12 protein-coding genes are annotated in these 13,767 nt (G+C 39.0%); all 12 read left to right on the forward strand.

Features of this window, described 5'->3' with window-relative positions; translation table 11 throughout:
• Window positions 1–2: 2 nt before the first annotated feature.
• The 12 genes from BM043_RS09370 to BM043_RS09425 all read left to right on the forward strand — a co-directional run bounded on the left by BM043_RS09370 (window position 3) and on the right by BM043_RS09425 (window position 11,966).
• Entirely contained in the window at window positions 3–926 is a 924-nt protein-coding gene (locus tag BM043_RS09370) for a glycosyltransferase family A protein (RefSeq protein ID WP_092791024.1), read from the forward strand.
• Window positions 926–1,795, forward strand: a complete 870-nt coding sequence (locus tag BM043_RS09375) for a glycosyltransferase family 2 protein (RefSeq protein WP_092791026.1) — start codon at window positions 926–928, stop codon at window positions 1,793–1,795. Before BM043_RS09370 ends, BM043_RS09375 begins: the two co-directional genes overlap by 1 nt.
• A gap of 55 nt (window positions 1,796–1,850) precedes the next feature.
• Window positions 1,851–2,948 (forward strand): hypothetical protein, encoded by a 1,098-nt coding sequence (locus BM043_RS09380; RefSeq protein ID WP_092791028.1) that lies wholly within the window; start codon window positions 1,851–1,853, stop codon window positions 2,946–2,948.
• Between the two features lie 20 nt (window positions 2,949–2,968).
• Window positions 2,969–3,706, forward strand: a complete 738-nt coding sequence (locus tag BM043_RS09385; RefSeq protein WP_092791030.1) for an O-methyltransferase — start codon at window positions 2,969–2,971, stop codon at window positions 3,704–3,706.
• 36 nt (window positions 3,707–3,742) lie between these two features.
• Entirely contained in the window at window positions 3,743–4,687 is a 945-nt protein-coding gene (locus BM043_RS09390) for a glycosyltransferase family 2 protein (RefSeq protein ID WP_245753002.1), read from the forward strand.
• Window positions 4,688–4,952: 265 nt separating this feature from the next.
• Window positions 4,953–5,327 (forward strand): endonuclease domain-containing protein, encoded by a 375-nt coding sequence (locus BM043_RS09395; RefSeq protein WP_092791035.1) that lies wholly within the window; start codon window positions 4,953–4,955, stop codon window positions 5,325–5,327.
• Between the two features lie 108 nt (window positions 5,328–5,435).
• Window positions 5,436–6,380 (forward strand): glycosyltransferase family A protein, encoded by a 945-nt coding sequence (locus BM043_RS09400; RefSeq protein WP_092791036.1) that lies wholly within the window; start codon window positions 5,436–5,438, stop codon window positions 6,378–6,380.
• A gap of 1 nt (window position 6,381) precedes the next feature.
• Entirely contained in the window at window positions 6,382–7,464 is a 1,083-nt protein-coding gene (locus BM043_RS09405; protein ID WP_092791038.1) for a glycosyltransferase, read from the forward strand.
• Window positions 7,465–7,534: 70 nt separating this feature from the next.
• Window positions 7,535–8,671 (forward strand): glycosyltransferase, encoded by a 1,137-nt coding sequence (locus BM043_RS09410; RefSeq protein ID WP_092791040.1) that lies wholly within the window; start codon window positions 7,535–7,537, stop codon window positions 8,669–8,671.
• Between the two features lie 266 nt (window positions 8,672–8,937).
• Window positions 8,938–10,188, forward strand: a complete 1,251-nt coding sequence (locus BM043_RS09415; RefSeq protein WP_245753003.1) for a hypothetical protein — start codon at window positions 8,938–8,940, stop codon at window positions 10,186–10,188.
• A 146-nt stretch (window positions 10,189–10,334) separates the two neighbouring features.
• Entirely contained in the window at window positions 10,335–10,715 is a 381-nt protein-coding gene (locus BM043_RS09420) for a four helix bundle protein (RefSeq protein ID WP_205635611.1), read from the forward strand.
• Window positions 10,716–10,883: 168 nt separating this feature from the next.
• The gene (locus BM043_RS09425; RefSeq protein ID WP_245753004.1) at window positions 10,884–11,966 is read left to right on the forward strand and encodes a glycosyltransferase family 4 protein; all 1,083 of its coding nucleotides are present in this window, start codon (window positions 10,884–10,886) and stop codon (window positions 11,964–11,966) included.
• The last annotated feature ends 1,801 nt before the right edge of the window (window positions 11,967–13,767 follow it).

The following is a 13,767-nucleotide window of genomic DNA, read 5'->3' on the forward strand; positions in this document are numbered from 1 at the left end:
ATATGTTAAGTACCTCTGTTATTATTCCAGTTTTTAATGCTGTCGAATATTTACGAGTAGCCGTTGAGTCTGCAATTCATTTTGGGGAGGTTGTTGAGGTATTATTAGTAGATGATATGTCAACAGATAATTCCTTAGAAGAAATTCAGGAACTAGCAAAGCAATACGACAAAGTCAGAAATATACCAAATCAGCAAAAGAGATATGCATCAGGTTGTCGGAATTTAGCAATTCTTCAAGCTAAAGGTGATTTGATCGCTTTTTTGGATGCGGATGACTGGTATTATCCAAATCGATTTAAAAAAGACCTTGATTTATTTACTTCTAATTCTAAGGTTAAAATCACCTATTCTTATTCCACTATAAACTTCCCAAATGGAAAAACCATTCCTTATGGTGTGCAACATGATTTTTCGAAAACACTTAATGATAATTCTACCTTTTGGGAGGAATATCACTATTCGGTAAAAAATGACCTTGTTCTTGGTCATGTTAATGCCAATACAGTACATATGGATGTTTTTAAAAATGGAGATTTTTGGGATGGTCGCCTCAAAGTCCATGCAGATACGGAGTTCTGGTGGCGATTGAATAGAAAATATAAATTCTATGCATCAGAATTAGCAATTCCTGTATCAGCGGCCCGAAGACATGACCACAATACCATTTACAATAAGTCTGTAAAAACCAAGACAATTATGTTGCTAGTCTGGATGGATAATATCGGGATTAAGAACTTGTATGGATTTGAAAAGAGAGCGGTGATTTATCATTTGGCCAGGGCCATTTCCAATCCAATCAAAAAACATTTGCTGAGAAAATCAGTCCTGCACGGTTTCCAGTGGATTGCCAATGCCTTGAGGCCTGTTTTTATCCCTGTTTTTTACCGCTGGGGGATGGCTAAATATAAACTGTACAAAGAGTAATGTATTTTTCAGTAGTTGTACCTACTTATAAGGATAGGGAGCGACTGTTGCTTTTGCTTGAAGCTCTTGGTGAGCAAAATATCAATGAAGTACCATGGGAGGTAATTGTGGTGAATAATGATCCCCAGGAGGATTTGATCCTTGAAGGAAATTATTCCTTCCCACTTACTGTCCAAAATGAAAATAAACCTGGATCCTATGCGGCAAGAAATGCAGGTTTTAAAACTTCGAAAGGAAAAGTAATTGCATTCATTGATTCTGACTGTATTCCTAATGTGGATTGGTTGGATGTAGCTTATCATTGTTTCGAGTCAGATTTTAAAAAAGAAATAGGCGTATTGACAGGGCATGTTCCTTTATTTTTCAAGGATCCTTCCAATTTGACAGATGCTGAAATTTATGAGAAGTATACAGGATATACAACTGAAGCTTATGCCAATGAAGGACACGCCATTACCGCCAATTGGTTTTCTTATAAGATAGTTTTGGAAGAGTTTGGCGGATTCAATAATGAATTGAAATCCAATGGAGATTCTGATTTATCCGGAAGAATAAGTCAAAAATATAAGATTGTTTATAAGAATAATTTAGTCGTTCATCACCCTGCCCGATATAAGGTTTCTGAACTTGTTTCTAAATACCAAAGGTTATTGGGAGGAACTTATGCTAGATTATTCAAAGAAAATCCTAAAGGATTTAAAAACTATATTTTCATCTTCCTCTTTAGACGGTTTAGGTTTTTCCTAAAGAAGTTTTTTACTGTTTATCCTAAAGAATCCTTGGCGATTGCAAAAGTTTGTTTTGAAATTAGTAAAGGAGTATTAAATGAATACTTCAATTTGATCCAAGGCGGTGAAACCAAAAGGTAGTCTTAACAATAATGTAATTGTCTTGTGAAAAAAATATATTTCAACCCATAGTTGAATGAGTAAGATAAAGGTTAAAATTCAGAGAAAAATATGGAAGCTTAATAAATTTTTATTTTCAATATTATTTATTCTAAAGTCTTACTTTAGGAGTTATTCAGCTCCAATATTTGGTAGATCGGTTTATGTAAATTTAGCAAATGCACAATATTATCAAAGGTACTATTATATATATGTTAAGTATTTTTTGATTGAAGGATATACCGTTTTTTTAAAAAATGACTTAATAAGAATTTATGACTTAAGTATAGATACGGATAGTTCGTTTATTTTTCAGGAAAATAATGTTTATTGGGGGGTTAAAAAGAAAATAAAATGTTTGGAGTTTAATGATTTAAATATCAGCCCAGATTACTTTAATTTTTTGAAGAATAGAATAAATGACTCCTCCGAATACTATATTCCAATTGGCCAGCATCCTTATGCTTATTTTAAAGGCTATTGGAATGATCAAGTTGATTTAGGGAATAATAGAAATCATTCCCTTTTTTTTGCCGGAAATTTCAACTCGCATGTTTACGATAGAGTAGAAAATAAAAGGTTATTTAATGTCTTTACTCGGTTAGATATCAAGGAGTACTTAAAAAGTAAAGAGTTTTATTTGAATTTCAAAAGCCAAATAGAAGTCGAAAACTTATTGAATTCGAACATAGAAAATAAAGTTATTTTAGTTGAAAGGCAGGGCGGTAATGGAATTGCCCCTGAGAAAATGAGATTATTCCTCAGCTACTTTGATTTCTTTTTTGCTTTACCCGGTTATAAAATGCCTCTCTGTCACAATATCGTTGAAGCGATGTCAGTCGGTACAATTCCATTTTTAGAAGAAGGTTATGCTAAAGTTATGCGGCCAGCTCTGATTTCAGGAGTGAATTGCATCACTTTTCATGATTTTAATGACCTTGACTTGAAAATTTATTATTTATTTTCTCTGAGTAAAGAAGAGGTTAATAGTATTAGAATTAATGTTTTAAAATATTATGAGGAAAACCTTACACCAAGGGCAATTGTAGAAAGACTTACTAGTAAGAAATATAGTTCATTTAAACTGATGAGTGTTGGGAAGTCGGTTAAATATTTGATGAATGAAAAAGAATAATTTACTCTTAAAATTATAAAATGGGATCTTTTGTAAAGCGATTAATCAAATTTAGGGATAACCTGATTGGTTTAGATAAAGTTGATTTCTATGTTAATCGAAGAATTGAAAGTAAAAGTGAATTTAACTTGTTTCGGTTTAGAGAGTTGAAGGCAATTGAGTTTTTAAGACCATATTTCCCAAAAGGATATGTAGTAAATACGGTCTATTCACTTTCTTTTCAAACAATTCAGCATATTGCAAATGATATAATTATTAATAGGCCAAAATCTATTGTTGAATTCGGATCTGGAATTTCAACAGTTATATTAAGTAATATTATCGCTGAAAATGAAATTGATACAAAATTTTTCAGTATCGACAATAATAAAGAATGGCAGAGATTAATCGCACTTGATTTAAAAAATGTAAGTTTAATTCATTTCGATATTTCAGAAGAGAATGAATATTCTTACAATGGTAAAGGAAAATGGTATGGGATACCAAAAGATCATGATTTATTAAACATTAATTTTGATTTGGCAATTATTGATGGGCCATCTGGTTCTCTTTGTAAGTATTCTCGATATGGTAGCCTGAATTTTCTGAAATTCCGATTGAATAGTAATGGAATTATTTTTTTAGATGATGTAGATAGGAATGAAGATGTATTTCTTTTGAAAGAATTTGAAAAATCTTTTGACTTTGCTCTTGTGGAGACTTTTGGAAAATATTCTAGAATGGCTATGACCAATGAAATTTATACAGCTCCTTCATGATTCTCAAAACTCCTGTTAAAGTTTCGTGATCACATTGTGAGAGTTTCTATTATTATTCCAGTTTTCAATAAAGCTTCTTATATCAAAGAAACTTTAGAATCTGCCTTGGGACAGACCTATTCAAATATAGAAATCATTTTGGTCAATGATGGCTCTACGGATGGCTCATTTGAAATTCTTAAGGCCTATGTTGAAAAATTTCCTGATAGAGTTTTATTGATCGACCAAGAAAATCAAGGGGTGTCTACCGCAACCAATATTGGGATTCAAGCCGCTAAAGGAGAGTATATTCAATTTTTGGATGCCGATGATTTGATCTCCCCGGATAAAATTGAAAAACAAATTCAACTACTTTCTGGAATAAGTATTAAAACTATTGCCACCTGTGAATGGGTTAATTTTAAGAATGATATTCAAGGTAATACGAACGTTCCATATGGCGTATTTCGGGACTTTGATTCTGGCTTAAATTTATTGTTAAGATTTTGGAATGAGCAGGAAATGATGCAGCCTGCTGCCTACTTAACCCACCGATCGTTAATCGATAAAGCGGGTCCTTGGGATGAGTCCTTGACGATCAATCAGGATGGTGAATTTTTCACCCGAGTGCTTGTAAATGCTGAGCAAGTGCTTTACGAAGCTCAGGGAAAAGTCTATTATCGAAGCCCGGGAGAAAGCAATGTCAGTCAGCAGAAGTCTGAAAGGGCTATGAAATCCCTTTTGGAATCTTACCGTTGCTACGAAAAAGAAGTGCTAAAAATTGAGGATTCTGAGCGGGTAAGAATCGCCTTGAAAAAAGTCTATCAGAAGTTTGTTTATGATGTCTATCCCCAGTATCCTGATTTGATCAAAAAGGCAGAGAGTCTAATGGATAGTTTGGGTGTAAGAGAGAAAACCTATACCGGCGGACCTAAATTCCAGCAGCTATCCAAGATTTTAGGTTTTAAAAATGCACTGAGGGTAAAGAGGTGTTTGGGGTAACCCCGACATTTCGAGGCAAGAAAACCTAACGGTTGGTTTTAAGAGGGATTTATTCCTCCCCCTCCAGAGCCTGTGCCGTATTCCGATAAATCGATACGGGACAGGCTCTGAAGGGGGAAGTCGAACCGCAGGTATACTAATGAACTGTTGGTTCTAAGCGACTCGGATTTATGAGGCAAAAAGATAATGTTTGGTTTTCGCAGGATTTATTCCTCCCCCTGGAGGGGGAGGCTAGGAGGGGGTAATTTGAGAGTGAGGGGTAAAAATGTCTAATTACAAAGAAAATCTTTTCTATGGAGCTTCTCCTTTAATTCATTCTCGGGCGAGGGAATTAAGAAAGTCCATGACTATGTCAGAAAAGATTTTATGGGAAAAGTTAAAGGGGAAATCCTTGAATGGTTCCAAGTTCAGAGGGCAGCATCCTATCGATAAATACATTGTAGATTTTTATTGTCACTCCGCAAAGTTGGTAATTGAGCTAGACGGCAGTATTCATGAATTGGAAGAGCAGAAAGAATATGACTTAGGTAGGACATCCGAACTTCAAGAACTTGGTCTAAAAATTCTAAGATTCAAAAATGAAGAAGTACTTGACACCCTTAATTTAGTACTCAAAAGGATTACTGAGGCACTTAAATAAGCTTTGATTTCACCTAATACTTGCTTTTCTTATAAAAACCGTATCGATAATTCAGAAATCAACTGAGCCCCTACCTCCTTTGAGGAAGTCAGTGTGATAAATTACTCAATGTTTTCCATAATCATCCCCCTCTATAACAAAGCTCCCTATATCCAACGAGCCATAGATTCTGTGCTGAATCAACGCTTCAAGGAGTTTGAAATCATTGTGGTCAATGATGGTTCTACCGATGGGGGAGAAAACCTAGTCAGGGAAAATTATGGAGATCAAGTCAATCTTCTCAATCAAACCAATCAAGGGGTTTCCTCGGCAAGAAATAAAGGAATAACTCAGGCAAAATTTCCTTGGATTGCTTTTTTAGATGCGGATGATTATTGGCATCCGGATTATTTAAAGTTAGTCGCTCAAACGATTCATAAAAATCCAAATAAAGGAATCATAGGTTGCCATTACAGTTCGGGGGCCTTAAGTATAGAACCTCAATTGGCCTATTTTTGCTTGGATCAGTACTTCAAGCAGGCCATTTACAATACTCGCTTCTTTACCTCTGCTACTTGCTTAAAGAAATCATTTTTTGAACAAAAAGATGGATTTGATTCCAATTTAAAATTGGGAGAGGATATTGATGTCTGGTTTCGAGCTTCCCTATTTTTTGGTGATGGGATGTATATTAAAAATACGCTAGTGTATTACGGACAAGAAGATGATTTTGCTGCAACAAAAAAACACTATGCTATTGAACAGACACCCATCCTAAAGCTTTTAGAACAAAATTACTATACAAATTCCAAGGATCAATCAGATTGTACTTTGGATACATTCCAAGTTTTTCAAAGCAAATGGGTTTATTTTAATCTATTGCTTATGTATTATTTATCTGAAAATAAGTCAAAAATTCAAATCGCCCTGAAGAATATCCCTATAAAGTATAGCTTGATCCATTCCGTCTATTCGTTGCCATTTCCATTATTGGGTAAAATTTTTAGAAGTAAAGTTTTGGTTCGGTTATTCCGGAATTATATGAAATTCTGCTTCCGATATATCTACACTTAAAATGAAAGTGCTTCGGATTGTATCAGAACTGGATTTTGGGGGTGTAGAGCAGGTGGGGTTAAATTCTTTACCTGCCCTTCAGCAAGCAGTAAAACTCAAGGTTCTGGTTTTAAAAAACGGGGGAAGGGTTTCAGACCTTTTGATTCATCAGGGAGTGTCGATCAAGATTCTCGGTAAAAACCCCCGTATTCCAAATTTCAAACTAATCCGATTAGTCCGAAAGGAGATTCGGGAATTCCAGCCTGATGTGGTGCATAGCCAAGGCGCGGAAGCTAATTTTCATGGGGTATTGGCCGCTTCCTTTGAGCATGTTCCAAGAATTATCGCTGAGGAAATCGGTATTCCCAACCATCATTCGTATTGGAAATGGGTTTTTTCTTGGGTTTATGGAAAAGCTCATCAGGTGATTGCAATTTCGGAGGCGGTGAAGGAGGAGATTGTGAGGTTGGGGGAGGTTTTACCTGAGAAAGTAAAAGTAATCTATAACCCTATTAAATCAGTTCAGGGTTTAAGGTTAGGGGTTCAAGGTTTCACGGGCAGTGATTTCGTTTTTGTAACCACTTGTCGATTGGTACCGATTAAGAATTTGGAACGCTTGATTCAGGCTTTTGAGGAATTGGTGATGGAGAACTCTGGCTTAGAACTTTTTTTAAAAATTGTGGGAGATGGGCCGGAGCGAGAAAATCTTGAAAAGAGAATAAGAGAAAAGAGATTAGAGAATCGGGTTGAAATTTTGGGTTTTCAAGAAAATGTTTGGCCATTTTTAGCGGATTCAGATGCCTTTATTCTTCCTTCCTTGCAAGAAGGCTCTTCGGTTTCTTTGGCTGAGGCCATGGCAGCAGGCTTGCCCAGCATTGTCACTCAGGTAGGAGGAGCAACTGAGATTTTAGGAAATTCTCAATCCGGTTTGTTGATTGATCCGCTTGATACGAACAGTATTCAATCCGTCATGCAGCAAATTATCGATCTGTCCCCCGAAGAGCGCCAAGCCATGGGAGAGCGGGCTAAAAAAGAAGCCCAGCGATTTTCAGTGGACAATTACATTAAAGAGTTAATGAATATCTACCATTCTCCAATCCCTTAATCCTTGTGCTGAGCTTGTCGAAGCATCCATTCTCTCAATCTCTAATCTCTTAATCTCAATTCTCTAAAATTTGATCCGCATCCTACACTGTATCGAAACCATCGCCTCAGGGGGAGTGGAACAAGTTCGCTTGACCTTGATCCGGGGACTTCCCAAAGATCGCTTCGAACATAAAATCATCTGTACCTGGAAGGGTGGGGCAATTGCCGAGGCTTTGGAGGCAGCAGGAGTGGAATTGATTCCCATTGGCGGGTTTAAAAATCCTCTGGAATGGAGAAAGCACAAAAAGGTTCTAGAGGTAATAAGGGAATTCAAACCTCAGATTATCCATGGTGCAATCTTTGAAGGAATGGCTATGGCTGCTGTAGGAGGGACTTTGGGAAAAGTTCCGGTGGTCATCTTGGAAGAAACTTCCCATCCAATTCATCGTTCGAAAAAAGCGATTTATTTACAACGACTTTTTGCCAAGGCTGCTGATAAAGTTATAGGCATTGCTCCAACTGTGGTAACTTATCTGAAGGATACCATCAAGCTTCCGGCATCAAAAGTCGTATTGATTAACAATGGGGTGAATCAACCAAGGGAGGTAAATTCGGAGGAAATTGCTCAGCTCAAAAATGTATTGGGAATTCAACCCGGGGAATTGGTGATTGGGTCCTCAGGTAGATTCTACAATGAGGTCAAACGCTTTACCGATATTTTGGATGCGATAAGTACATTGGATAATCCTAACCTAAAATTCCTCTTATTAGGTCAAGGGCAGGATCAGGATTTGATTCTCAATCATGCCAAAAAGCTAAATTTAGAAAGGCATCTTATTATGCCTGGCTTTCAGTCCGACACAGCCCCTTACTATCAAATCATGGATATGTTCTGCATTGCATCCGCGCATGAAGGATTTGGTTTGGTAGCAGCTGAAGCCATGCTTCATCAGCTTCCTGTGCTTGCGACAAAAGTAGGAGGCTTACAGGATATCGTGGTGAACGGAGAAACGGGCTTCTTGGTAGATGTTTACTCCCCGGATCAAATTGCCGAAAAAATCAAAATTCTAATCCAAAACCCCGACCTTAGAAAAACCATGGGACAAAATGGGTATCAGCGGGCAATGGATAACTACACTGCCGTGCGGTATTGCGAAGAAGTAGAGCGTCTTTATCTGGAATTGCTGGAAGGGAAGGGATATCGAAATTTATCGGGAGATGTTTAAGGAAATGGGAAGCCTAATTTTTTTATTAAATTTAATTGGTTGTCTTAGTTGTCATGGTTATCATTGTTTTCCGGGTTTAGGAAAAGTTTGATGACAACTTTAACAACTATCAAATCCTTATTTTATAAATAGGCATTAAAAATTCCATTCTGTTTTTTTATGACTATCCTTCGGACAACTCGACAACTTTCTAACAATTGTCTCATCAAACTTTACCCTTTACGCGATTAAATTGAATCGATTATTTTCCTTCTACTAAGAATTAAATGCTAGACCTCATCGTCATATTAGCCATCATCCTCGCCCTCGTGAACTCCAACGCGAGTATGGCGAAGCGGTTTGGTCTGCCCAAGGAATATGAGCTGCATTTACATTATTTATTGGCCTATCATATCTTTTTCAGTGTATTCTTCACTTGGTACATTCTCAATTTTGGAGGAGATTCTCAAGGCTATTGGCGTTTGGGGATGGAACAAGCCCTAGTAGGGGGAGAGATTACCTGGATGTCTTATTTTGGAGATTCCACTTGGTTTATTTTATGGTTGTGCTATGTGCCTAGTAAAATTCTAGGATTAAGTTACATCACGGGAAATATAATGTTTGGAGCTCTGGGTTTTATCGGTATCCGCTATATTTTTATTTTGACTGCCGAGCGATTTCCCACCAATCATGAAATTTTTGGAATCCCTTTATTTCCTACCGTATTTTATTTTCTTAACCTTCATTTCTGGACAGCAGGGGTAGGAAAGGATGCCATTTGCTTTTGGGGGATTGCCTGGTTTTTATTTGCCGTTCAGAAATACAAAGATCGTTGGTGGCAAGGCTTAATTGCCTTGTTTTTTGTTTATATGGCTCGACCTCATATGGGGCAAGCAGTGATTGGCGGAGTGGCTATGGCCATAATTTTAGGATCAGAAATTAAAATTCAATTTAAGGTTTTGATGAGTTTGGCGGCTGGTGTAGGAACCTTTTTATTATTGGATTCCACTGCTGCATTTTTGAAGGTGGAGGAATTAAATCTAGAAACCTTATCTCAACTTTCAGCAACGACAGCAGGAAATTTAAGTCGTGGTAATGTAGGCTCCGCAGTGGATATTTCTTCCTATTCCTTACCGATGCGCTTATTTACCTATCTGTTCCGTCCTTTATTTTTTGATGCACATAATTTTGTGGCGCTATTTTCCTCTGTGGAAAATCTTGTTTATCTCTGGCTGAGTTTTTTTATCTACCGTAACTGGACCCCTGAGGCCATACGGGATATGCCCCTATTTTTGAAAGCAGGAATTATCACTTGGATCCCAGTGACTTTGGCCTTTATGAATGCGCTCAGTAATCTTGGTGTGGTCATGCGGATGAAAAATATGACCATGATTTACTTTTTGCTCTTTTGTTTTTACCTCATTGCCCATAATAAACAGCTGCGAATTCAGAAGGCGAGGGAGAAGATGCGGTATTATCAGGAGCGGGAGAGGATTAGGGAAGAGAAGCGAATGAAGGTGGAGAGAGTGGGAGAGTGAGGGAACGGGGAATAGGGAACAGGGAATAGGGAACAGGAGTGTGGAAATATCTTTAATATCAGTATTCCTTCATAAGGTTTTTTCAAACTATGGAAAGTTTAATTCAAATCATTATTTTTATGGGTTAGATTTTTAATTCTTAAGTTATGATGGGAGAAACATTCGAGGATTTAAAATGTTGGCAGTCAGCCTATAGTCTTAAGCGAAGGATTCGAAAAGAAGTCATAGGTCTATTTCCAAAAGAGGAGCGCTATGAATTAACTTCCCAATTGATCCGGGCATCCAGGTCAAGTACTGCAAATATTGCTGAGGGGTGGGGAAGATTCCATTTTCTTGAAAGCCGAAAATTTTATTATAATTCTCGTGGTTCCCAAGCCGAGGTTCTTGACCACTTAATGGAGGCCAGAGATTGTGAATATATTTCAGATGAACTGTATGAAAGTTTAAGAGCTGATGTGATAGCGTCCATCAAGATTTTAAATGGCTACATCCGATACCTTTCCTCAAAAGTTAAATTAAAAGAGTAACGCCTAAATTATTAATCTTCCTTTCGTTTTTATGTTGTTCTAGGACAGGACAATTCCCCTAATCCCTTTTCCCCGTTCCCCGTTCCCTTTTACCCCAATCTCTCAATCCCTTAATCCCTTAATCCCCCAACCTCTCAATCCCTAAATTTCCTAATCCCTCATTCACCCTTGAGAATTTTATTTTTACCCAAATACCCTAATCTGGGAGCGTCCTCCAGAATGAGAACCTATCAGTTTCTTCCGCGATGGAATCAAGCTGGTGTAGCGTATAAAGTATCTCCATTTTTTAATGAAGCCTATCTCAAAAAATTCTATTCCGAAGAAAAGAGAAGTATTTGGAATATGATGAGTTGTTATGTTCGGAGGTTGAGGATTTTAGCTGCTTTCTGGAAATACGACCTGATCTGGATCGAAAAAGAACTCTTCCCCTTTACTCCTTCCTATGCGGAGTGGATATTGGCCCGATTGGGTAAGGGCTATGTGGTGGATTACGATGATGCGGTGTTTCATAATTACGATAAACATCGGAATCCCATCATCAGGTATTGGATGGGGGATAAGATCGCCTGGGTCATGCGAAACAGCAAACAGGTCTTGGCGGGAAATAAATACCTGGCTGCCTATGCCATGACATCCGGTGCCAAGAATGTCAGTATGTTGCCTACGGTGGTGGATCTCAAGGGATATCCCTTGAAAAAAATACATTCAGGTTCTCGAGTGCGAATAGGTTGGATAGGTTCGCCCACTACCTTGAAATATGTTGCGTCTATATCGGAAAGCATTCGAAACCTGGGAAAATCCTATCCGATTGAGTTTTTGATTATTAATGCAGCGGATACAGCGGTACCGGATATGGGCGTGCCGGTTCGCCTGATTCCTTGGTCCGAAGAAAAGGAAGGGGAGATGATCGCGGAGATGGATATTGGGATTATGCCTTTGCCGGATGATAAATGGGAACGGGGAAAGTGTGCCTACAAGTTGATCCAGTATATGGCCTGTGGACTTCCGGTGGTGGCCTCGCCGGTGGGAATGAATAAAGATGTGGTGAGGCATGGAGAAAACGGGTTTTTGGCCGACAGCCAATCCGAGTGGATTTTTTACCTGGAAATCCTGATCAAAGATGCCGCGCTCCGCACCCAAATGGGGAATGCCGGTAGAGCATTGGTGGAAAGGGAGTATACCGTGGAGAAGAATTTCAGGAAGATGATGGGGGTTTTGGGGGTGAAAGGGAATAGGAGAATGAGAGAGTAGGAGAATGGGAGAATGAGAGAGTGGGATAATGAGAGAGTGGGAGAATAGGGATTGAGGGAACAGGGAACAGGGAATAGGGAATAGGAGAATGAGAGAATGGGAGAATGGGAGAATAGAGATTAAGAATATAGGGAACAGGGAATAGGGAAAAGAGGACAGGAAACAGGGAATAGGTAACAGATAATGGGAGAGTGGGAGAATAAGATAATAAGTAGGGAGTGGCAGTTTTCTTTGTCAAATTTATTAAATCCAAATACCGTTGACCCCGAAAAGGGGTCGAACCTTTCAATACCTGTGGGCCGTGGCGTAGCCATGGGTGGAACCCATGGAAAATAGAGAACCCATCATTTTATTTTTCCCGACCCTAAATGGGTCGAACTTTCAAAATTATTCATTCATCATTCGATGTTTTTCTGGTCGAAGTTCGGGAATTGGTCCTATTAATTTCTGTCATCCTCCTCGGCACCGTGGGGCAGGTATCCGGGAGGTCCTCGGGCCGAGGTTGAATTCCTTCCTAAAACCTTAACCCCGCATTGCGTTTACCCACCCTGCATTCTGGCCCTTCGCTTAATTTATCCAAAGGGATAAATTATAAACGCTCAGTCCTACCTCACTTCATACGGGGCTACGCCACAGGCGCACAGGTATTCATGGTTAAAGGCCCGCCTGCGTCGGGCAGGCCTTCAGCCTTTTATGTTGCACTTCGAAATTCATCATTTTTCATTCGTCATTCGATATTTTTTTAGCTACTCCCACCAACCTTAGTTTAAGGACCTGCCTTGCAGCATTTACGGTTTTTTGGAGCATTTGAAAACCGTTAAGAAAATGGCTTAGTTCCGATCTGTGATCGGAAATCCAGCCATTTTTAGGTTTGAGAATGCGACAAAAAATCAAATCGCAAACGGGTCATTATCTATGGAAAAAATTAAAGCGATTTGAAGTAAAGGCTGAGGCAGAAGGGTTTTTCGTCACTTTTTGGCCGCAAAAAGTGACAAATCGAAAGCGTTAATGCCTGCTCTGACGGGTTAAATTTTTCTGGGAGGTTTTTCTTATTCATTCTTGTCATCCTCCTCGGCACCACGAGGCAGGTATCCCCGGGACCCTCGGGCCGAGGTGGGATTCCTTTCTAATACCTTAACCCCGCATTTCGCAGCTCATTCTTCGCTGCTTCATACGGGGCTACGCCACAGGCGCACAGGTATTCATGGTTTGACCCTTTCAGGGTCATTTTTCATGTTTAAAGTTGCCTAGTAAAAACCCTTCGAAATTCATCATTTCCCATTCATCATTCGATATTTTTTGGCCGACGTTTGGGAATTGGTCCTAATTAAATTTTGTCTTCCTCCTCGGCATTGCGAAGCTACTTTCCGGCGGATCCTCGGGCCGAGGTGGGGGTCTGTCGCTATCACTAAACCCCGCATTTCGCTCGTCGTTCCTCCTCGCTCATACGGGGCTACGCCACAGGCGCACAGGTATTCATGGTTAGACCTCCCGATATCCCTTCCATCTGTTTTGGGTGGGATATCGGGACAGGCACTTTGGGGTCATTTTTTATGACTAAAGTTTCCTAGTAAAGCACTTCGAAATTCAACATTCGATGTTTTTTGGGGATTTGGTCCTATTCAACTTTTGTCGACCTCCTCGGCATGATGAGGCTGGTATCCGACAAATCCTCCGGCCGAGGTGGGGGGCTCTCTCCCTAACCTAACCCCGCATTCCGTTCGGCATTCTGCCTCACTTCATACGGGGCTATTGAAAAGTTTAATCCCTTCGGGATTTTTTGGCTGTTAAAGATTTGAAA

This window comes from Algoriphagus hitonicola (assembly GCF_900113375.1).
Lineage (GTDB): Bacteria > Bacteroidota > Bacteroidia > Cytophagales > Cyclobacteriaceae > Algoriphagus > Algoriphagus hitonicola.